An 18,876-nucleotide genomic window follows, 5' to 3' on the forward strand; every position below is an offset into this window, starting at 1 on the left:
CGCGCCTTATGCCTTCAGCAGCTTGGCGTGATGGGCGATGTGGTCGCCCATGAAGGTCGAGATGAAATAGTAGCTGTGATCGTAGCCGGGCTGGCGGCGGAGCGTCAGCGGAGTCCCGGACTTGGCGCAGGCTTCTTCCAGCAGTTCGGGCTTCAGTTCCTTCTCCAGGAACTGGTCGGAGGTGCCCTGGTCGACCAGGATCGGGGACTTCCAGCCACCCTTCTCGGCCAGCAGGGAAGCGTCGTACTGCTTCCAGGCCTCGCGGTCGGGCCCCAGGTAGCCGCCCAGCGCCTTTTCGCCCCAGGGGACGCGGGACGCGGAGACGATGGGCGAGAAGGCGGAGACCGAGCGGTAGCGGTCGGGATTGCGGAACGCCATCACGAGCGCCCCGTGCCCGCCCATGGAATGGCCGAAGATGCCTTGGCGAGCGGGGTCGATCTTGAACTCCGACGCGATCAGGCCAGGCAACTCGTCTCGGATGTAGCTGTACATGCGGTAGTTGGTCTTCCACGGGTCCTGCGTGGCGTCCACGTAGAATCCGGCGCCGGAGCCGAAGTCGTAGCTGGCGTGCTCGCCGGGCAGGTCGAGGCCGCGCGGGCTGGTGTCGGGGGCTACGATGATGACGCCGTGCTCGGCCGCATAGCGCTGGGCGCCGGCCTTGACGGTGAAGTTCTCCCACGTGCAGGTCAGGCCGGACAGATATGTCAGCACCGGCAAGGGGCCGTCGGCCGCCTGGGGCGGAACGAAGACCGCGACTTCCATGTCGGTGCCCGTGCTCGCCGAGCGATGCCGGTAGATGCCCTGCGTGCCGCCGAAGCAGGCATGGCTGGAGATGCGGTCCAAACTCATCGGGCGTTTCCCTCGTATTCCGTTTGTCTCAATAGCCTGGTCGTTACCGGCGCCCGCATGGTGGGACGCTGGGCCGTGGGGGTCAAGAGCGTACCCACGTATGTATCGATACAAGAGGGGTGACACGCGTTTGGACCGGGCGTAGGCTTTACTTGGAAGGGCGAACAAATCACCCTCCGATCTGCTGCACCTGCGATATAATCCGGCTTGATTTAAAAGTATCAGAAGAAACGGATCAGGGAGGATGCGGAAATGAACAAGTTCACCAGACGGGACACGTTGAAGATCGGCGTCGGCGCGGGAGCGCTGGCTGGCGCGGGGCTCCTGGGCTATCGCCCCGCCTTCGCGGAAGTCATGGCGGCCGACGTGCCGGCCCCGAAATTCGCCGTCGAGAAGGGAGCCGAGCTGCGCGTGCTTCGCCCGGCCAAGTTCGTGCAGGGTGACGAGACCCAGTTCCTGGCGAACACCGAGAAGTTCACCAAGGAGACCGGCGTCAAGGTCCGGGTGGACAACGAGAGCTGGGAGGATCTGCGGCCCAAGACGGCGGTCGCAGCCAATATCGGCAGCGGGCCGGACGTGGTGCTGGCCTGGAACGACGACCCGCACCAGTATCCCGACAAGCTGATCGACCTGACCGAGGTCGCGGAATATCTCGGCAAGAAGTATGGCGGCTGGTACCCGATCGCCGAGCGCTATGGCAAGGGTTCCGACGGCAAGTGGATCGCCATGCCGATCGGCGCTTCCGGCGGCGCCATCGTGTACCGCAAGTCGTGGGTCAACGAAGCCGGATACGACGGGATCCCGACCGACATCGACAATTTCCTGACGCTGGCGAAGAACCTCAAGAAGAACAACCATCCCATGGGCTTCGCGCTGGGCAACGCGCAGGGCGACGGCAATACCTGGACCCACTGGCTGGTGTGGTCGCATGGCGCCGCCATGGTGGACGAGAACAACAAGGTGATCATCGACAGCCCCGAGACCATCGCCGCGCTGGAATACGGCAAGCAGCTGGTCGACCAGTTCATTCCCGGCACGCTGTCCTGGCTGGACCCGTCCAACAACAAGGCGTTCCTGGCCGGGGAGATCAGCCTGACCTCCAACGGGATCTCGGTCTATTATTCGGCCAAGAACAGCCCCGATCCGGCGATCAAGGCAATGGCGGAGGATATCCACCACGCCCGCTTCCCGATCGGGCCGGTAGGGCAGCCGACCGAGGCCGGGCTGCTGGTCAACACCATGGTGTTCAAGCACACCAAGTATCCCAACGCCGCCAAGGAATACCTGCGCTTCATCTTCGAGAAGGAGCAGTACGCGCCGTGGCAGACGGCCAGCATCGGGTACTGGAGCCATCCGCTGGCAGCCTATGCCGGCAACCCGATCTGGACCGAGGACCCGAAGCACGCCGCCTACAGCGAGGTGATGAAGAACATGCTGTGGTACGGCTATCGCGGCAGCCTGGGCTATGCCTCGGCGGCGACGCTGGCCGACTTCATCATCAACAACATGGTGGCCCAGGTCTGCTCCGGGCGCGCCACGCCGAAGGAGGCCGCGGCCGAGGCGCAGCGGCGTGCGGAGCGGTATTACAGGACCTGATTGATGGCCCATCAGAACGTGGCTGGTCCCCGGGCGGCAGGTGCCGCCCGGGAAAGGCGTATCGCGCGGCCCCGGGATTCCTGGATCGTGCGAACCTTCGACAATCCCGCCGTCCTGTCGTTCCTGTTCATGCTGCCGGCGGCGACGCTGCTGCTGGTGTTCCTGACATACCCGCTGGGGCTCGGCATCTGGCTGGGGTTCACCGATACCCGGATCGGGCGGGCGGGAGTCTTCATCGGGCTGGAGAACTACCAGTCGCTGTTCCGCGACAGCATGTTCTGGCTCGCGGTCAGCAACACCGTGCTCTACACGGTGATCGCGACGATCGGGAAGTTCGCGCTGGGGCTCTGGCTGGCGCTGCTGCTGAACAACCACCTGCCGGCCAAGGCGCTGATCCGGTCGATCATCCTGGTGCCCTGGATCGTGCCGACCGTGCTGTCGGCGCTGGCCTTCTGGTGGATCTACGACCCGCAGTTCTCGATCATCAGCTGGGCGCTGACCGAGATGGGGTTGATCGACCAGTATATCGACTTCCTGGGCACGCCCAACAACGCGCGGGCCTCGCTGATCGCGGCGAATATCTGGCGCGGCATCCCGTTCGTGGCGATCTGCCTGCTGGCGGGGCTCCAGACCATCTCGCCGAGCCTGTACGAGGCGGCGGCGCTGGACGGGGCGTCGGCCTGGCAACGGTTCCGGCACGTCACCCTGCCGATGCTGATGCCGATCCTGGCGGTCGTGATGACCTTCTCGATCCTGTTCACCTTCACCGACTTCCAGTTGATCTACGCGATCACCCGGGGCGGGCCGGCGGGAACCACGCACCTGATGGCGACGCTGGCGTTCCAGCGGGCGATCCCGGGCGGGCAGTTGGGCGAAGGGGCAGCCATCGCGGTGGCGATGATCCCGTTCCTGGTCTTCGCGACGCTGTTCAGCTACTTCGCGCTGGCCCGGCGGAAATGGCAGCACGGAGGCAGCGATGACTGAGGTGCACCATGGCTGAAGAACGCGTCGGGATGGACTATCTGAACACGTGGCCGCGGAAGCTGGTCACGGTCTATGCGCCGCTGTCGGCGTTCCTGATCATCCTGCTGTTCCCGTTCTACTGGATGACGGTGACGACCTTCAAATCGAACGAGGAGCTTTACAACTTCAAGGACTATAACCCGCTGTGGATCCATTCGCCGACGCTGGACAACGTCAAGCGTCTGCTGTTCGAGACGGATTATCCGCAGTGGCTGATGATCACCATGACGGTGGCGGTGGTCGCGACCTTCATCAGCCTGTTCGCCAGCGTGCTCGCCGCCTACGCGATCCAGCGGTTGCGGTTCCGGGGCGGACAGACGGTCGGGCTGATGATCTACCTGGCGTACCTGGTGCCACCGTCGATCCTGTTCATCCCGCTGGCGACCATGGTGTTCCAGTTCGGCCTGTACGACAGCCCGCTGGCGCTGATCCTGACCTACCCGACCTTCCTGATCCCGTTCTGCACTTGGCTGCTGATGGGGTATTTCAAGTCGATCCCCTACGAGCTGGAGGAATGCGCGCTGGTGGACGGAGCCTCGCGCATCCAGATCCTGTGGAAGATCACGCTGCCGCTGGCGGTGCCGGGGCTGATCTCCGCCGGGATCTTCGCCTTTACCCTGTCGTGGAACGAGTTCATCTATGCGCTGGCCTTCATCTCGTCGGTCGAGAAGAAGACGGTGCCGGTCGCGGTGCTGACCCAGCTGGTCGAGGGCGACGTCTACCACTGGGGCTCGCTGATGGCGGGCGCGCTGCTGGGGTCGCTGCCGGTTGCGGTGATCTACTCGTTCTTCGTCGAGCACTACGTGTCGAGCCTGACCGGGGCGGTGAAGGAATGAGGTGAGGCCGCGACGATCCCGTGCGGGCGCTGTTGATTCCCATGTCGTCCGGGCCGTCCGGGCCTGGACGACACGGAAAACAGCGCGGGAAGACACCACCATGTCGGAACAGGCACTCAAGGCTCTTCTGATCGAAGAGCTTCAGGACACCTACAGCGCCGAGACTCAGATCACCCAGGCGCTGCCCAAGATGGCCGACGCCGCGTCGTCGCAGGAGCTGAAGCAGGCGTTCCAGACGCACCTGCAGGAAACCCAGGGTCAGGTCAAGAGGCTGGAGCAGGTCTTCCAGATCCTCCAGGCGGATCCCGGCGGCAATACCTGCGAGGCGGCCCAGGGCCTGATCGAGGAAGCCGAGGAGATCATGTCCCAGGGGCATCCGCCGGAGGTGCTGGACGTGGCGCTGGTCATGGCCGCCCAGAAGGTGGAGCATTATGAGATCGCCAGCTACGGGGCGCTCCGCACCCTGGCGGAGACCTGCGGGATGACCGATGTCGCCAACCTGCTGGAGCAGACGCTCAACGAGGAGAAGGCGACCGACCAGAAGCTGAACCAGCTGGCCGAAGGCGGGATCAACCAGCGGGCGTTCAAGGCGGCCTGACGCCGCGCGGACTGTTGCGATCGCTCCCTCCCCTGCCTCCAGGGGAGGGAGTTTTCTTTTCTGGAGATCAACGTGGAACGCTTCAAGGGAAAGACCGTCATCGTCACCGGGGCGGGTTCGGGCATCGGTGCCGCGACCGCGCGCCGCTTCTCGGAAGAAGGTGCCGCCGTCGTGCTGTGCGGCCGGACCAGGGACAAGCTGGAATCGGTCGCCAAGGACCTGCCGGCCGACCGCACCCTGGTCCATGCGGCCGACGTCGCCGACCGGCAGGCGGTCGAGGGGCTGGTGGATGCTGCCGTCGAGCGGTTCGGCCGGCTGGACTTGATGGTCAACAACGCCGGTATCGCGCCGACCGGCCCGATCACCGAGGCGTCGGTAGAGGACTGGCATGCCGTGATGGCGATCGACGTGAACGGCGTCTTCTACGGCTGCCGCGCGGCGGTGCCGCACTTGGTCAAAACCGGGGGCTCGATCGTCAACGTGTCTTCGGTGTCCGGGCTGGGCGGCGACTGGAACATGAGCTTCTACAATGCCGCCAAGGGCGCGGTGACCAACTTCACCCGGTCGCTGGCGCTGGAGCTGGGCGCCAAGGGCGTGCGGGTCAACGCGGTCAACCCGTCCCTGACCTTCACCGACCTGACGGCCGACATGAAGGATGACGCCGAGCTGATGGTGAAGTTCAAGGAGCGTATCGCCCTGGGACGCGCGGCCGAGCCGGAGGACATCGCGCCGGTGATCGCCTTCCTGGCGAGCGACGATGCCAGGTTCGTCACCGGGGTCAACCTGCCGGTCGACGGCGGGCTGAGCGCGTCGAACGGCCAGCCGCCGCAGGCCTGAGGCCCGCGAGAGGCGTTATTCGGGAACGGCCATGCCGCGCTGGACGGCGGGCCGTGCCCCGACCAGGTCGTGCCAGCGCTTCAGATGGGGATAACGCTCGAACAGGGCCGGGGATGTCTGGCCGGCGATGGCGACGAACGGGTAGACCGAGATGTCGGCGATCGTGTACTCGCCATCGACCAGGTATTCGGTCCGGCCCAGCTGGGTCTCCAGCGCCTGGTAGCAACGGTGCAGTTCGGACTTGAACAGCTCGATCGCGTAGGGAAGCTTTTCCGGCGCGCGGACCGAGAAGCGGAACATGTCGACCGAGGTCGGGCCGACGTCGCTGACGCCGAAGGCCAGCCAGTTCCACACCTCCGTCCGGGCGCAGCCCTCGCAGGGGAGGAAGCGCCCGCTCTTCTCCGCCAGATATTCCAGGATGGCGCCGGACCCGAAGACGCGCCGGGGAGCGCCGTCGGTGTCGGGATCCACCATGGCGGGGATCTTGCCGAGCGGGCTGATCTCCAGGAACTCGGGCTTCATGTTGTCGCCCTGCATGAGTTCCACCCGGATGACCTCGTAGGGCAACCCGACCTCCTCGAGCATGATCGAGGCCTTGTGCCCATTGGGTGTCGGGTAGCTGTAGAGCGTGATCATCGCGCGGTCTTCTCTCCAAGCAGACTGGAACGGGCGTCTCCCGGCGCCCGCCGGCCCCTATGTTTGGCGCAATTCGCCCCGGAAGGCCAGAGGCGAGGAGAGCCCGGGGCGTTCAGATCGCTTTGGAGTGCCGCATCGCCGCGGTATCGAGGTAGGGATCGAAGGCCGCGGCGACCGCCCGGACCAGCGGCCTGACCTCGTCCGGAATCGTGATCCGATGGCCGTCGACGCGGGCCAGCCCGTCGGCGGCGAGCGGGGCCAGCTTTTCCAGGTCCGGCTCGAACAGGTCGGAGGCGACGCCGTGGCGGGCCGCGACGGCGTCGAGGTCGACCGACAGGTCGCACATCAGACGCTCGATCAGGTCGCGGCGCAGCCGGTCGTCGGCGCTCAGCCGCTTGCCCTTGACGATGGGCGGGCGGCCGGCGCGTACCGCCTCGGCATACCGCTCCATCGCCGGGTCGTTCTGGACATAGCCGTCGGGCAGCGCGCCGATCGAGGAGGCGCCGAAGCCGATCAGCACGTCGGCGCCATCCGTCGTGTAGCCCTGGAAGTTCCGCCGCAGCGTGCCGTTCCGCTGGGCGATCGTGATCGGGTCGGACTCCAGCGCGAAATGGTCCAGGCCGATCTGGTGATAGCCGTTGTCGGCCAGCACGGCCGCGATGGCGTCGAACTGCTTCCACCGGCCGCGGGCGTCGGCCAGGACGGATTCGTCGATCAGCCGCTGGTGCTTCTTCATCCAGGGGACATGGGCATAGCCGAAGACCGCCAGGCGCTCCGGCGTCAGGTCCATCACCCGCTCTGCGCTCTCCTCGCAGCTTTCCGGGGTCTGGTGCGGCAGACCGTACATCAGGTCGAGATTGATGTTGTCGATGCCGTTGCGGCGGAGCGCCCGGACCGCGGCTTCCGTCACCTCGAAGGGTTGCACCCGGTTGATGGCGGCCTGGACGGTGGCGTCCAGGTCCTGCACGCCCAGGCTGGCGCGGTTGACTCCGGCGCGGGCCAGCGCTTCGGGAGCTTCAAGGGTCAGGGTGCGCGGGTCGATCTCGACCGCGATCTCGCAGCCGGGAACGAGGTCGAAGCGGGAGCGCACGTGGGCCATCAGACGCTCGAAATCGGCCGCCCCGATCATGGTCGGGGTGCCGCCGCCGAAATGGACGTGGCGCACCGGCATGGTCCCGGGCAGCGCGTCGGCGACCAGGTCGATCTCCCGCATCAGCAGGTCGAGATACTCGGCGATCGGATCGTAACGGGCGACGATCTTCGTGTGGCAGCCGCAGTACCAGCACATGGATTTGCAGAACGGGACGTGGAAGTACAGCGACAGTTCCTGTCCCGCGGGAAGCCCGCCCAGCCACGCCAGGTATTCGCCCGCCTGGACCTGCGGACCGAAATGCGGCGCGGTCGGGAAGCTGGTGTAGCGCGGGACCCGGAGGCCGTCGTATTTGGCGATGAGATCTGCGTTCATGCCGTAGAGACTGCGCGCCGATGGGCTGTCCCGCCTTGATTTGGGTCAAAAGGAACGAAACAGCCGGTGTCCGGAGGGCGTAGTCCGGACGCCTAATGATGCGGCGGCGAAGCCAGGATGGCGTCGAGATCGGCGGCGGTGAGGTCGGACGCGTCGAGAACGGCATCGAACCAGCGGTCAAGGTCGGCTACCGTCGCCGCGCGGATGCGGCGCTCGGTATCCTCCGGCACGGCGACGCGGCGGCGCTCGACAAGCCGGAGAAGCGCTTCCGCCCGGCCTTTCGCCTCGCCCTCTTCGCGTCCCTCGGCCTTGCCCTCTGCCAACCCCTGGGCGAAGACCTCGCTGAGGTAGGGGTGTTCCTTGATGTTGAACTGGATCGCCATGGTCTCCAACTCCTCCTTGACGACCGGGGTCGCCCTGCGCAACTGGGACAGGATCAGCAGCTTGGCCGCGGCGTCCGAGCGCTCGCGCCGGGGCAGCGGGGCGAGGCGGGCCAGGATGCACCGGACGCGCTCCCTAATATCGTCGCATCGGCACAGGATTGCCAGCACCGCGTCCTCGGGCGCCGGGCTGTCGAGCAGCGGCCCGGCGTCCAGGTCGGCGATGTAGCGCACCTCGTAGCGGAAGGTCAGGTTGGGGTGGCGGATGCCGGGTGGGCCGTCCTCGCCGCGCTCGCCGAGATGGAGCACCAGCTGGGTCACCGGGGCGCCGCCATGGTGCCGGGAGATCAGGGCGTAGTATTCCAGCATGCGCCAAGCCATGTCCTCGCGGCCGACCTGGAACTCCACGTGGAACAGGCCGCCGCCGTCCAGCTCGGCGACCATGTCCGGGCGGCGCTGGCGCACGGAGGAGAACTCGGCCGACAGGAAGCTGGCGACCCGGTCGCCGGCCAGCATCCTCAGCAGGGCCGGGGCGCCGGCCCAGACCAGTTCCTTGACCGTCGCATCGTAGCTGTTCGCCATGCCCCTGCCCGCCCCCTGCCGCATGCCGGGGCATGCCCGACGGGCAATCCATCGCGGTTCCGCACGCGCCGGTCCATGCGGTGCGGTGACGCGGGTCGCCGCGCCGATCGAGAGGGCGTCAGACCCGGCGGAGCGTCGGGCGCCCAGCGGGATCGCGATCCCGTTCCAGATGCTCGCGCAGCAGCCTGATGTTGCGGCTGTTCGCCTTGAAACCGATGTCGAACAAGGTGCCGATCACCGGGATCGAGCCGACGGCCCAGTCGATGCCGACATTGCCCAGCATGCGCAGCACCGTGCTCCGGGGGACCCCGAGGCGGGCGGCCTGGAACACCAGGTATGCGGCGACCACGCCGGTGGCGCTGTCGCCGACCACCGGGAAGATGCTGGCGATGCCGTCCAGCCCGATCGGGATACGGGTGCCGGGAATGCGCCAGCGGCTGTCCAGCAGTTCGGCCAGACGCTCCAGATGGGCGATCTGGGCGTCGCGGTCGCCTGCACTGTAAGCGGTGGAGGCCATTTCGGATTACTTGTACTTTATGATGACGTAGATGGCGTGAATGATACCAGGGATGTAACCCAGGATCGTAAGAAGGATATTGATCCAGAAGTGCAGACCGATGCCGACCTGAAGGAAGACGCCGACCGGCGGTAGCAGGATGGCAAGCAGAATTCTAAGAACGTCCATTGGTCAGCCTCTCGGATCTCTATTTCGTCATTGCAGCGTCAAAACACTATTTGGTGCGCTTCGTTCCTTCCGTCAGGATCTTGAAATTGACCGGGAGCATCCCCCGGCACCCGAAGCTTGCATGAATTTGCGTTGCTTGGTTCAATGGACCGGTCATTCTCCAGCAGGAGGCCCTGATGCGCGTCCGCTCCGCTCCGACCGCCGGCCTTCTGGCCCTTGCCCTCCTGCTCGGGTTCCCGGCGGGCTCGCCATCTGGTGCCGCCCAGGCCCAGGAGCGGCCGGTCGACCTGGAGCTGGTCCTTGCGGTCGACATCTCCGGCAGCGTCGACGAGGAGGAGGCGGCCCTCCAGCGCGACGGCTATGTGACGGCGCTGATCGACGACCGGGTCGTCTCCGCCATGGGCGGAGGGCCGTTCGGCGCCGTCGCGGTCACCTATGTGGAGTGGGCGGGCGAGGATCATCAGCGCGTCGTGGTTCCCTGGACACTGATCGGCAACCGGGAGGATGCCAGGAAGTTCTCCGACGCGATCGGCTCGGCCCCCCTGTCGACCGCCCGCTGGACATCGCTGAGCGGCGCCATCGACCACGCCGCGACGCTGTTCGACGGCAACGGCTTCGAAGGGGTGCGGCGGGTGATCGACATCTCGGGCGACGGCGTGAACAACCGCGGCCGTCCCCCATCCCTGGCCCGGGACGAGGCGGTCGCGGCCGGCATCACGATCAACGGCCTGCCGATCCTGAACGACCGGCCCAACCCCTGGGGCGGGCCGGCCCCGATCGACCTGGACCGCTATTACGAGGAGAACGTCATCGGCGGCCCCGGCGCCTTCTACATCGCCGCACGCGACTTCGACGATTTCGCCGCCGCCATCCTGAGCAAGCTGATTCGCGAGATCGCCGGGATCGGTTCCGGCGCCGGCTGAGAATGGTTGATCTTACTAATCGATTGTTAGGCTCTGCCCCCTAGGGTCGGGCGGAAGGCTGGCGTGGGCTTGTCCACGGGCCGGGCTGCCGGGGTGCGCCATGAAGGAATTGCGTTGCATCGTCTTCACCGAGCGGGAAGTCGTCGGTGCCGTCATCGACCGCCGCCGCAAGCGCGGCGAGGCCCTGCCGGCGGGGACGGTCGAATCGGTCACGTTCAAGACCGGCGAGTCCATCGAGACGGTCATGGAGATCAAGGACGATTACGGCAAGGTCACGTCCGTCGACCTGCCGGAGACGGAAGTCGCCGCAGCCCTGATAGGGTTCTGCATGGGCCGCAGGATCCCGCTGCCGGTCGATGCGGAAAAGACGCTCTACGTGATCAAGGACGCAGCCACCCTGATCATCACCATGAATTTCAACAAGACGCCGCGGCTGGTCCGCACGGCGGCCGGCAAGAAACGCCGCACCGGCGGTCCCGGCACGGATCTCGTCCGGTCGCTTCTGTAGTGCCTGCGCCTTGACACCGGCGCCGGCGCGGGACTAGAACAAAAAGCGAACATAATCCGGAAACAGCCAGCGGACCCAAGCACATGCCCGATTCATCCAAGGCTGCCAGGGCAGCGGCGCTGGCCGAACTGCGCGGGCGCATCCTGCGGATGGAGGGGATCGGCGGGGCCGACGGCGACCGTCTGCTGCCGCTCGGCGTTCCGGAGATCGACCGCGTGCTGCCGGACGGCGGGCTGCCGCTGGGCTGCCTGCACGAGATCGTCGGGGGCGACGGTCCGCCGGGCGCGGCGGCCAGCGGATTCGGCGCCGCCCTGCTCGCCCGGATCGCCGGGCACCAGGGTCCCGGAGGAAACTCCGGGGGATGCGGCCAGGTGGTCTGGATCACCCGGAACGACGACCTCCATGCGCCGGGATTGGCGCCCTACGGTCTGATGCCCGACCGGCTGATCACCGTCCGCGCCCGGCGGGACGGCGACATCGTGTGGGCGATCGAGGAGTCGCTGCGCTGCCGGTCGCTGGGAGCGGTGCTGGGGGAAGTCTCCGACATCGACATGGTGGCCAGCCGCCGTCTCCAGCTTGCGGCCGAGAGCGGCGGCGTCACGGCCTTCCTGCTGCGCGGCGCCGGCCCCAGGCTGGCGGCGACCGCGTCGGTGACCCGCTGGAGCTTAAGGCCGGCCGCCAGCCTGCCGCCTGCCGACGAGCCCGGCCTGGGAGCTCCCCGCTGGCGGGTCGGCCTGATGCGCTGCCGGGGCGGCCGGCCGGGAGAGTGGCTGGTCGAATGGAACGGCGCTGGCTTCACGGCGGTACCGGACTCCGCCTCCGCCCCGGGACCAACCTCACGCCCGGCGGCCGGGCCCGAGGCGGGCCTGAGGCGTCAGCGCAGTTCCTCCAGCGTCTGGTAGAGGCGCGCCCGGTCCTGGAGGGCACCCTTCTCCAGGTCCATTTCCGCGACGGCGAGCTTGACCACGTCATCGACGCTGACGATGCCGCACAGCACGCCGTGGTCGACCACCGGCACATGCAGGATATGCCAGCGCGTCATGCTCTCCAGCACATGGCGCACGGAGTCGTCCGGCCCGCAGGTCTTGACCGTCTTGGTCATGATGGAGCTGACCGGCGTGTCGAGCAGGTCGGCCCCGCTGAGATGCCGGATCCTGCTCTCGCGCTCGGCCATGGCATAAACGATGTCGCGCACCGCGACGATGCCGTCGACATGCTTGCCGTCCTCGCTGATCACCACGCAGCCGACCCGATGCAGCTTGAGCAGGTGGGCGACTTTGGAGATGTTGTCATTCGGGCGCACCGTCACGACGGTCCGGCCTTTCAGGTCCAGAAAGGTGCTGATCTTCATGGCTGGTCTCCTTCCCATGACGGCGCGACTGCGGGTCTTTGAAAACTGAAAACTACCGCCGTATTGCCCAGCGGTCCGCATCGCTCCATTACTGTGAGATCATCATCTCACCTTTGGCGAGATTGGAGTTTGACCTGGATCAAGCTTCCGAACACTACCCCTAAAGAGGCAATGGGATGAAGCCGAGGCGCAGGGGGATGCCGGGGGACCGCTTTGCGGGCAAGCCGGACAGCGGCCGCAGGGGATCCGGGCAATAATTTTATTACCATGGGCTCGATGCCATGCTCAGATTCGGCAACGCCCAGCCTTGCGCGACCACCCCGAAAGAGTACATTTTAACCTCATTCTTCTAATTGATGATCGGGGTTGGAGATATGGTCAGACATCTGCGCAGGCTGCCGCTCTCCGCCAAGGTGACCGGCATCGCGCTCCTCTGCATGGTAGCGCTGACCGTCGTCCTTGAAGTGATACTGCTCTCGGCGCTGCACGGCAGCCTCGGCAGTGACGCGGCGCGGCGCCAGCGGATCACGCTGGAGGTCGCCTTCGGAGAAATTCGCGCGATCGGCACCGAGTACCAGCTGAAGGACGGGATCCTGACGGCCGGGGGCGTCACGCTGAACGGCAATCTGGACCTGGTGGACCGCGTCCAGCGGCTGGCAGGCGGCGTCGCCACCATCTTCGCAGGCGACGTCCGCGTCGCGACCAACGTGCTGAAGGCGGACGGCACCCGGGCGATCGGCACCAAGTTGGCCCAGGGGCCGGTGTACGACAGCATCTTCCGTGACAAGAAGGATTATTTCGGCGAGGCCGACATCCTGGGCCGGCCCTATTTCACCGGGTACCGCCCGCTGCTCGACCGGAACGGCGCGGTCGCCGGCATCGTCTTCGTCGGCGTCGCCAAGGACGACGTCTTCCAAGCCTTCGACGACACCATCACGACCGCAACGGTCTATATACCGGTCGGCATGATGCTGTTCGGGCTGATGCTGTGGTTCTTCCTGAACCGGGCTATCCATCCGATCGTCAGGCTGGAACGGGCAGCCATCACCCTGGCCGCGGGCGACGACCAGGTGGAGATCGTCGCTACCGACCGGACCGACGAGATCGGCCGGCTGGCGCGGGCCCTGCTCAACCTGCGCGGCACGGTCGGGGACGCCTTCGCCCGCCGGCAGGTGATCGAGCAGCTAGACCTGCCGGTGATGACCGCGTCGGGCACCGACTTCCTGATCGAGTACATGAACCCCGCGGCGACCGAGGCGCTGCACAAGGTCGCCCACAATCTGGTCATCCCGGTCGACGGGTTGGTGGGGCGCAGCATCGACGTGTTCCACCAGCGCGACCCGCAGCGGATCCGCGCGATCGTCTCCGACCCCGACCGGCTGCCGCACCATGCCCGGATCCGGCTGGGCGACGACTGGATGGACCTGAACATCAGCGCGATGCGCAATGTCCGGGGCGAGTACAAGGGCCCGCTGCTGACCTGGCGCCTGATCACCGACCAGGTCACCGCCGCAGCCGATTTCGAGAAGTCGGTCGGCGCGATCGCGACCGCCGTCCGGGACGCCACGGCGAACGTCGAGACGTCGGCGCGCACCACGTCGGAGCAGGCCTACACGGCGTCTTCGACCGCAGAGGCCGTGGCCGACGCGGCGGGTGCCGCCACGGCGTCGGTGACCTCCGTCTCGGCCGCCATCGAGGAGCTGACCTCCAGCATCGATACCGCCCGCGGCGAGGCGAGCGCCACCACCGCCGCGATGGAGGCGGCCTCCCACGAGGCGCGCCGGACCAACGACATCGTGGTCAGCCTGTCCCAAGCAGCCTCCGCGATCGGCACCGTCGTGGACCTGATCGCCAACATCGCGGCGCAGACCAACCTGCTGGCCCTGAACGCGACCATCGAGGCGGCGCGGGCGGGAGACGCCGGCAAGGGCTTCGCCGTCGTCGCCCACGAGGTCAAGTCGCTGGCGACCCAGACCTCCAAGGCGACCGACGACATCCGGCGCGAGATCGACCAGATCCAGGGCACCACGCGGGAGGCGGTGAACGCCATCGGCGCCATCGTCCAGACCATCCACGAGATGGGCGCCCGCGCCGGCGCCACCGCCGCGGCCCTGGAGCAGCAGGCCGCCGTGGCCCTGTCGATCAGCCGCGATACCCAGCAGGCCGCCACCCAGACCGTCGCGGTGAACACCGACATCCGCCGGATCTCCGAAGTCGCGACCCAGTCCGGAGAGGAACTGGCCGGCATGCTGACGGTGGTCCAGAGCCTGTCGCAGAAGTCCGACGAACTCGCCGGCGCGATCGTCACCTTCGTCGAACGGCTGAAGCGCTGAGGAGCCGGGCCGCCAGCCCGGTCCCACGTGGGTTCGGTCAGTACCAGAGCCCGGTCAGGCGATGGCGCGGCTGGGCCGGGACGATGCGGAATCGCCCGGCGACGGGCGCGCCACCCTGCGCCAGGGCGTCGATCCCCGGCAGCGACGGACGCCCGGAGAGCTGTCCGCGCAGGTCCATCAGCCGGCGGATGCGATCCTCCGTCGGCGGATGGGTGCGCAGCAGCGACGGGCTGGGATTGCGCCGGTTCGGCAGCATCAACGACTCCCACAGGCCCCTGCCGTACTGCTCCAGCTTCCTCAAGGCGCCCGCCAAGGCCAGGGGATCGCCGGTCAGCAGGGCGCCGCCCAGGTCGGCGTCGTATTCCCGCGTGCGAGACAGGGCCAGTTGGAGCAGCGCGCCGATCGTCGGCGCCAGGACCAGCAGCAGGATCAGTCCCCAAGGGATCGTGACGGCGCCGGCGATAAGCAGCGGCAGGTTGAATAGCAGGAGGATCTGGCCGAACAGCGACATCATGCGGGTCAGCCGGCTGACCGTGTCGGCCAGCCCCATCAGCCACAGGTCGCCATTGGCGATATGGGTGATCTCGTGCCCCAGCACCCCGGCCAGCTCGCGGGCGCTCAGCGAGCGTACCAGCCCGTCGGTTACCGCGATGACGGCATCGCCGCGGGTCCCCATGGCGAAGGCGTTCAGCGTCGGACTGGGAATCCAGTAGAGCTGCGGCGTGCGCGGCAGCCCCGCCCGCTCCGCCAGCTCGTTCAGGATCGCGGTGACCTTCGGCATGTCCCAGGCACGGACCGGCACCGCGCCGTACATGCCCAGGACCATCTGGGGCGACAGGCGCGGCGCGAAGGCGAGGCTCACGCCGCCGAGCACCAGCGCCCACAGCCCGCCCTCCGGCCCCGCGACGATCCAGCCGCAGGCGACCAGCAGCCCGATCATGCCGGCGAGCAGCAGGACGGTATGCAAGCGGTTGGCCGAGCGATGGCGGTGGGAACTGGGCAAGGGAGGCGGCATGCGGCGGATTTCCGTTCCGGAGCGGGAACGCCAGATCCTTGCGGAGAACTCCTTGGAACCTGACTCCTTCCAGACTTTGGATCACCGCCGGATCGGGTCAATAACCCGAACGACCCCCCTCAACCCCGCCGAGGGTTATACAGGCTCATGGCCTCCGGCATCTTGGCCTCCAGCGCGGCGATACGCGAATCCGGCGCCGGGTGGGTGGACAGGAATTCGGGTGCGCGCTGCCCGGCCGCCTGCATGTTCTGCCAGAGCTGGACCGAGGCGCGCGGATCGTACCCGGCACGCGCCATGTTGAGCAGGCCGATGCTGTCGGCTTCCAGCTCCTGGTTGCGCGAATAGGGCAGGATCAGGCCGTACTGGATGCCGGCGCCGAGCAGCCCGGCGAGCTCGTTGGCATAGCCGATGTTGCCGATCTGGAGCGCAGCCCCCAAAAGCTGCTGGCCCATGCTGGTCGCCTGCGCGGAACTCAACCGCTCGCGGGCGTGCTCGGCTTGGTTGTGCCCGATCTCGTGGCCGACCACGGCGGCGAGCTGGTCGACGTTCTCCGCGATGGCGAACATGCCTTCGTAGACGCCGATCTTGTTGCCCGGCAAGGCGAAGGCGTTGGCCTCCTGGCCCTGGAAGACCACCATTTCCCACTGGCCCGGGTTCTCGCCGACGGCGCTCAGGATGTTGGTGCCGACCTGCTGGAGCGCCCGCTGGTAGGTGGCGTTCTTCGACACGGGCGTTTCCGACCGGATCTGCTGCCAGCTCTTGAGACCGAGCTGCTGCACCTCCTCCGCCGAGACCAAGCCGAGGCCAAGGCCCGTCTGGCCGGCGCCGACGCAGCCGACCAGTGCCGTCCCGCTCACCCCCACCAGCGCCACCATGAAGCCCCGCCGGCTCATGGAGGTGTGTGATTCATGGTGGTTTCCGGAGCCGTGGCACACACACATGAACGCTTACCCCCTGCAATTCCTTGAACTTACCGGATGAGATGATATCCGGCTTCGTGATCCTGATGAGTTCGGCCGACCTACGGCGCACCGATCGAAACCGCTGTGCCGGTCCATTACTCCCGCTGAATTGCACAACGGCGCGCCGGACGCCAGTGTTCCGGCGTTTCACGCCGAGGCTTGGCACCGACGGGCCGCAGCGACTTCTACTTCTTCCCCAGCGCCTGTTGCCGAAGGGCGGACAAGGTCGTGCGGGTGCTGATCACCTCCGGGTCCATGCGAAGCTCGATCACGGCCGCCTTGCCCGAAGCCACCGCCGCCTCGAACGCCGGGGCGAAGTCCTCGGTCCGCTCGACCGCGGCGCCGAAGGCCCCGTAGCTCTGGGCCAATGCCGCGAAGTCGGGGTTGGTCAGGGCGGTGGCGCTGACGCGGCCGGGATAGTTCTTTTCCTGGTGCATGCGGATGGTGCCGAACATGCCGTTGTTGAATACCAGGATGATCGGGGCGGAGCCGGTGTGCATGGCGGTCGCCAGCTCCTGCCCGGTCATCATGAAGCCGCCGTCTCCGACATAGCTGACGACCATGCGCTCGGGATGGACCAGCTTGGCGGCGACCGCGGCCGGGACCGAATAGCCCATGGCGCCGCTGGTCGGGCCGAGCTGCCGGCCGGGACGGCGGTAGGTCAGGAAACGCTGCGCCCAGCCGGAGAAGTTGCCGGCGTCGATCGTGACGATGGAGTCGTCCGGCAGCCGGTCGCGCAGCCAGACCGACACCGCGCCCAGGTCCAGCGCGCCGTCGTACGGCGCCGGCTCCAGCCAGTCCAGATAGTCGCGCCGGCAGGATTCGGCCCATTCCCGCCAGCGGTCGGACTTTACGGGTTCCAGGCGGGCCAGCGCCGCGGCGAAGGCCGCCGGACCGGACTGGATCGGCAGGTCGGGGCGGAACACCCGGCCCAGCTCCTCGGCGGAGGCGTGGACATGGACCAGGGTCTGGCGGGTTTCCGGCAGGTCGATCAGCTCGTAGCCCTGGGTCGTCATCTCGCCCAGCCGGGCGCCGATCACCAGCAGCAGGTCGGATTCCCTGACGCGGGCCAGCAGCTTCGGGTTCGGGCCGGTGCCGAGGTCGCCGATCCAGGACGGGCTGGTGTTGTCCAGAACGTCCTGGCGGCGGAACGAGGAACAGACCGGCAGGCGGGAGGCCTCGGCGAAGCGCTTCAGGTCGGCGCAGGCCTGGTCGGTCCAGCCGCTGCCGCCCACCAGGACCAGCGGCCGCTCGGATGCGGCCAGCAGGTCGGCGACCCGTGCCAGGTCGTCGGCGCCGGGGTGGGCCTGGACTTCCGTATAGCGCCCGGTCGGCGGAACGGCGACGCGGTCGCGCAGCATGTCCTCCGGCAGCGCCAGCACGACGGGGCCAGGCCGCCCGGAGGTCGCGACATGGAAGGCGCGGCTGACGAATTCCGGGATGCGGGCGGCATCGTCGATCTGGGCCGCCCACTTGGCGACCGGCGAGAACATGCGGCGGTAGTCGATCTCCTGGAAAGCCTCGCGCTCCGCCTGGTCGCGGGCCACCTGGCCGACGAACAGGATCATCGGCGTGGAGTCCTGCATGGCGGTGTGGACGCCGATCGAGGCGTTGCAGGCGCCGGGGCCGCGGGTCACGAAGCAGATGCCCGGCCTGCCGGTCAGCTTGCCGGCCGCCTCGGCCATGTTGGCCGCCCCGCCTTCCTGCCGGCAGGTGACGAGATCGATGTCGGGAGCGTCGTAGAAGGCGTCGAGGACGTCCAGGTAGCTTTCGCCCGCGACGCAGAACGCCCGATCGGTGCCATGGACGCGTAGCGAATCGACGAGGATCTGCCCACCTGAACGGGGCTTGGAAGTGCTCGACATGACCTATCCTGGAAGTGACGGAACCGTTTGCGAGAGGCTCGGAGTTTCGAACCCTCCGCCCGGCTTGTCAACGCTACCCGGCCGGAAGGCCGCGAACGCCATCAACCCTATTGCAATCCCGCCTGTCCGGCGCTTATCTCCCGGCAGGATCAGCCACAGCCACGGGGAGGGTTCCCGAATGGTCAAACTGACACGCGATCAGGTCATCGAAATCTGCGGCCGCATGGACGACCTGCGCATCGCCAGCATCATCGGCACCGGGGCGACGGCGGCCGAACTCACCGAAGCCCGGACGTGGCTCGCATCGGACGATTACCTCGGCGGCGACCTCGGCAAATCGGCGAACGGCCGCGTGGCGCGGCTGGTCGAGCTGCTGCGCACCGACGAGGCGGAGTGGGACGACCGCTGAGCGCCGGGCGCCGCGGGCCGGGA

At 67.3% G+C, this 18,876-nt stretch carries 20 protein-coding genes; 10 read left to right on the forward strand and 10 right to left on the reverse strand.

Annotated features, from left to right (window positions below; all coding sequences use genetic code 11):
- Positions 1–6 precede the first annotated feature (6 nt).
- Entirely contained in the window at positions 7–849 is an 843-nt protein-coding gene (gene fghA, locus JL101_RS14730; protein WP_323374660.1) for an S-formylglutathione hydrolase, read from the reverse strand.
- Positions 850–1,101: 252 nt separating this feature from the next.
- On the opposite strand from fghA, the gene JL101_RS14735 reads away from it, so the two are divergent.
- From JL101_RS14735 to JL101_RS14755, 5 genes are all read left to right on the forward strand, one after another.
- On the forward strand, positions 1,102–2,445 hold the full coding sequence (locus JL101_RS14735; protein WP_203095943.1) for an ABC transporter substrate-binding protein: 1,344 nt from the start codon (positions 1,102–1,104) through the stop codon (positions 2,443–2,445).
- Positions 2,446–2,532: 87 nt separating this feature from the next.
- Entirely contained in the window at positions 2,533–3,429 is an 897-nt protein-coding gene (locus tag JL101_RS14740; protein WP_228434842.1) for a carbohydrate ABC transporter permease, read from the forward strand.
- Positions 3,430–3,437: 8 nt separating this feature from the next.
- Positions 3,438–4,304: a carbohydrate ABC transporter permease gene (locus JL101_RS14745; RefSeq protein WP_201079813.1), complete on the forward strand. Its 867-nt coding sequence runs from the start codon at positions 3,438–3,440 to the stop codon at positions 4,302–4,304.
- Between the two features lie 100 nt (positions 4,305–4,404).
- Positions 4,405–4,902, forward strand: a complete 498-nt coding sequence (locus tag JL101_RS14750) for a YciE/YciF ferroxidase family protein (RefSeq protein ID WP_203095948.1) — start codon at positions 4,405–4,407, stop codon at positions 4,900–4,902.
- 72 nt (positions 4,903–4,974) lie between these two features.
- Positions 4,975–5,739, forward strand: coding sequence for an SDR family NAD(P)-dependent oxidoreductase (locus tag JL101_RS14755; protein WP_203095950.1), 765 nt, complete (start codon positions 4,975–4,977; stop codon positions 5,737–5,739).
- Positions 5,740–5,754: 15 nt separating this feature from the next.
- Here JL101_RS14755 and JL101_RS14760 read toward each other — a convergent pair whose 3' ends face one another.
- From JL101_RS14760 to JL101_RS14780, 5 genes are all read right to left on the reverse strand, one after another.
- Positions 5,755–6,375: a glutathione S-transferase family protein gene (locus tag JL101_RS14760; RefSeq protein ID WP_203095952.1), complete on the reverse strand. Its 621-nt coding sequence runs from the start codon at positions 6,373–6,375 to the stop codon at positions 5,755–5,757.
- A 112-nt stretch (positions 6,376–6,487) separates the two neighbouring features.
- Positions 6,488–7,840, reverse strand: a complete 1,353-nt coding sequence (gene hemN / locus JL101_RS14765) for an oxygen-independent coproporphyrinogen III oxidase (RefSeq protein ID WP_203095954.1) — start codon at positions 7,838–7,840, stop codon at positions 6,488–6,490.
- A gap of 92 nt (positions 7,841–7,932) precedes the next feature.
- Positions 7,933–8,802, reverse strand: a complete 870-nt coding sequence (locus tag JL101_RS14770) for an RpnC/YadD family protein (RefSeq protein ID WP_203095956.1) — start codon at positions 8,800–8,802, stop codon at positions 7,933–7,935.
- A 118-nt stretch (positions 8,803–8,920) separates the two neighbouring features.
- A complete protein-coding gene (locus tag JL101_RS14775) occupies positions 8,921–9,319 on the reverse strand; it encodes a DUF4112 domain-containing protein (RefSeq protein WP_203095958.1) in 399 nt (132 codons plus the stop codon).
- Positions 9,320–9,325: 6 nt separating this feature from the next.
- The gene (locus JL101_RS14780) at positions 9,326–9,487 is read right to left on the reverse strand and encodes a YqaE/Pmp3 family membrane protein (protein WP_202681301.1); all 162 of its coding nucleotides are present in this window, start codon (positions 9,485–9,487) and stop codon (positions 9,326–9,328) included.
- Positions 9,488–9,663: 176 nt separating this feature from the next.
- Between JL101_RS14780 and JL101_RS14785 the strand changes: the two genes are divergently transcribed.
- The 3 genes from JL101_RS14785 to JL101_RS14795 all read left to right on the forward strand — a co-directional run bounded on the left by JL101_RS14785 (position 9,664) and on the right by JL101_RS14795 (position 11,820).
- Entirely contained in the window at positions 9,664–10,410 is a 747-nt protein-coding gene (locus tag JL101_RS14785; protein WP_203095960.1) for a DUF1194 domain-containing protein, read from the forward strand.
- 100 nt (positions 10,411–10,510) lie between these two features.
- Positions 10,511–10,918: a hypothetical protein gene (locus tag JL101_RS14790; protein ID WP_203095962.1), complete on the forward strand. Its 408-nt coding sequence runs from the start codon at positions 10,511–10,513 to the stop codon at positions 10,916–10,918.
- 83 nt (positions 10,919–11,001) lie between these two features.
- On the forward strand, positions 11,002–11,820 hold the full coding sequence (locus tag JL101_RS14795) for an ImuA family protein (protein WP_203095964.1): 819 nt from the start codon (positions 11,002–11,004) through the stop codon (positions 11,818–11,820).
- Here JL101_RS14795 and JL101_RS14800 read toward each other — a convergent pair.
- Positions 11,793–12,269, reverse strand: coding sequence for a CBS domain-containing protein (locus tag JL101_RS14800; protein ID WP_203095966.1), 477 nt, complete (start codon positions 12,267–12,269; stop codon positions 11,793–11,795). The genes JL101_RS14795 and JL101_RS14800 overlap by 28 nt on opposite strands.
- 374 nt (positions 12,270–12,643) lie before the next feature.
- Here JL101_RS14800 and JL101_RS14805 point away from each other — a divergent pair, with 374 nt between their 5' ends.
- Entirely contained in the window at positions 12,644–14,602 is a 1,959-nt protein-coding gene (locus JL101_RS14805) for a methyl-accepting chemotaxis protein (protein ID WP_203095968.1), read from the forward strand.
- 37 nt (positions 14,603–14,639) lie between these two features.
- Here JL101_RS14805 and JL101_RS14810 read toward each other — a convergent pair whose 3' ends face one another.
- From JL101_RS14810 to JL101_RS14820, 3 genes are all read right to left on the reverse strand, one after another.
- Entirely contained in the window at positions 14,640–15,617 is a 978-nt protein-coding gene (locus tag JL101_RS14810; protein ID WP_203095970.1) for a zinc metalloprotease HtpX, read from the reverse strand.
- A gap of 119 nt (positions 15,618–15,736) precedes the next feature.
- Positions 15,737–16,510, reverse strand: a complete 774-nt coding sequence (locus JL101_RS14815; RefSeq protein WP_203095972.1) for a M48 family metallopeptidase — start codon at positions 16,508–16,510, stop codon at positions 15,737–15,739.
- Positions 16,511–16,764: 254 nt separating this feature from the next.
- Complete coding sequence (locus JL101_RS14820; RefSeq protein ID WP_203095974.1) at positions 16,765–18,444, reverse strand: thiamine pyrophosphate-binding protein; 1,680 nt, start codon at positions 18,442–18,444, stop codon at positions 16,765–16,767.
- Positions 18,445–18,622: 178 nt separating this feature from the next.
- Here JL101_RS14820 and JL101_RS14825 point away from each other — a divergent pair, with 178 nt between their 5' ends.
- The gene (locus JL101_RS14825; RefSeq protein ID WP_201079778.1) at positions 18,623–18,853 is read left to right on the forward strand and encodes an SAM domain-containing protein; all 231 of its coding nucleotides are present in this window, start codon (positions 18,623–18,625) and stop codon (positions 18,851–18,853) included.
- Positions 18,854–18,876: the final 23 nt, after the last annotated feature.

Origin of the sequence: Skermanella rosea, from assembly GCF_016806835.2 — a bacterium.
GTDB lineage: Bacteria > Pseudomonadota > Alphaproteobacteria > Azospirillales > Azospirillaceae > Skermanella > Skermanella rosea.

What these genes read in the sequence shown, in the direction of transcription:
- fghA (WP_323374660.1), bottom strand. Translation starts at nt 849, where the DNA reads ATGAGTTTGGACCGCATCTCCAGCCATGCCTGCTTCGGCGGCACGCAG.
- JL101_RS14735 (WP_203095943.1), top strand. Translation starts at nt 1,102, where the DNA reads ATGAACAAGTTCACCAGACGGGACACGTTGAAGATCGGCGTCGGCGCG.
- JL101_RS14745 (WP_201079813.1), top strand. Translation starts at nt 3,438, where the DNA reads ATGGCTGAAGAACGCGTCGGGATGGACTATCTGAACACGTGGCCGCGG.
- JL101_RS14750 (WP_203095948.1), top strand. Translation starts at nt 4,405, where the DNA reads ATGTCGGAACAGGCACTCAAGGCTCTTCTGATCGAAGAGCTTCAGGAC.
- JL101_RS14760 (WP_203095952.1), bottom strand. Translation starts at nt 6,375, where the DNA reads ATGATCACGCTCTACAGCTACCCGACACCCAATGGGCACAAGGCCTCG.
- hemN (WP_203095954.1), bottom strand. Translation starts at nt 7,840, where the DNA reads ATGAACGCAGATCTCATCGCCAAATACGACGGCCTCCGGGTCCCGCGC.
- JL101_RS14770 (WP_203095956.1), bottom strand. Translation starts at nt 8,802, where the DNA reads ATGGCGAACAGCTACGATGCGACGGTCAAGGAACTGGTCTGGGCCGGC.
- JL101_RS14775 (WP_203095958.1), bottom strand. Translation starts at nt 9,319, where the DNA reads ATGGCCTCCACCGCTTACAGTGCAGGCGACCGCGACGCCCAGATCGCC.
- JL101_RS14780 (WP_202681301.1), bottom strand. Translation starts at nt 9,487, where the DNA reads ATGGACGTTCTTAGAATTCTGCTTGCCATCCTGCTACCGCCGGTCGGC.
- JL101_RS14785 (WP_203095960.1), top strand. Translation starts at nt 9,664, where the DNA reads ATGCGCGTCCGCTCCGCTCCGACCGCCGGCCTTCTGGCCCTTGCCCTC.
- JL101_RS14790 (WP_203095962.1), top strand. Translation starts at nt 10,511, where the DNA reads ATGAAGGAATTGCGTTGCATCGTCTTCACCGAGCGGGAAGTCGTCGGT.
- JL101_RS14795 (WP_203095964.1), top strand. Translation starts at nt 11,002, where the DNA reads ATGCCCGATTCATCCAAGGCTGCCAGGGCAGCGGCGCTGGCCGAACTG.
- JL101_RS14800 (WP_203095966.1), bottom strand. Translation starts at nt 12,269, where the DNA reads ATGAAGATCAGCACCTTTCTGGACCTGAAAGGCCGGACCGTCGTGACG.
- JL101_RS14805 (WP_203095968.1), top strand. Translation starts at nt 12,644, where the DNA reads ATGGTCAGACATCTGCGCAGGCTGCCGCTCTCCGCCAAGGTGACCGGC.
- JL101_RS14810 (WP_203095970.1), bottom strand. Translation starts at nt 15,617, where the DNA reads ATGCCGCCTCCCTTGCCCAGTTCCCACCGCCATCGCTCGGCCAACCGC.
- JL101_RS14815 (WP_203095972.1), bottom strand. Translation starts at nt 16,510, where the DNA reads ATGAGCCGGCGGGGCTTCATGGTGGCGCTGGTGGGGGTGAGCGGGACG.
- JL101_RS14820 (WP_203095974.1), bottom strand. Translation starts at nt 18,444, where the DNA reads ATGTCGAGCACTTCCAAGCCCCGTTCAGGTGGGCAGATCCTCGTCGAT.
- JL101_RS14825 (WP_201079778.1), top strand. Translation starts at nt 18,623, where the DNA reads ATGGTCAAACTGACACGCGATCAGGTCATCGAAATCTGCGGCCGCATG.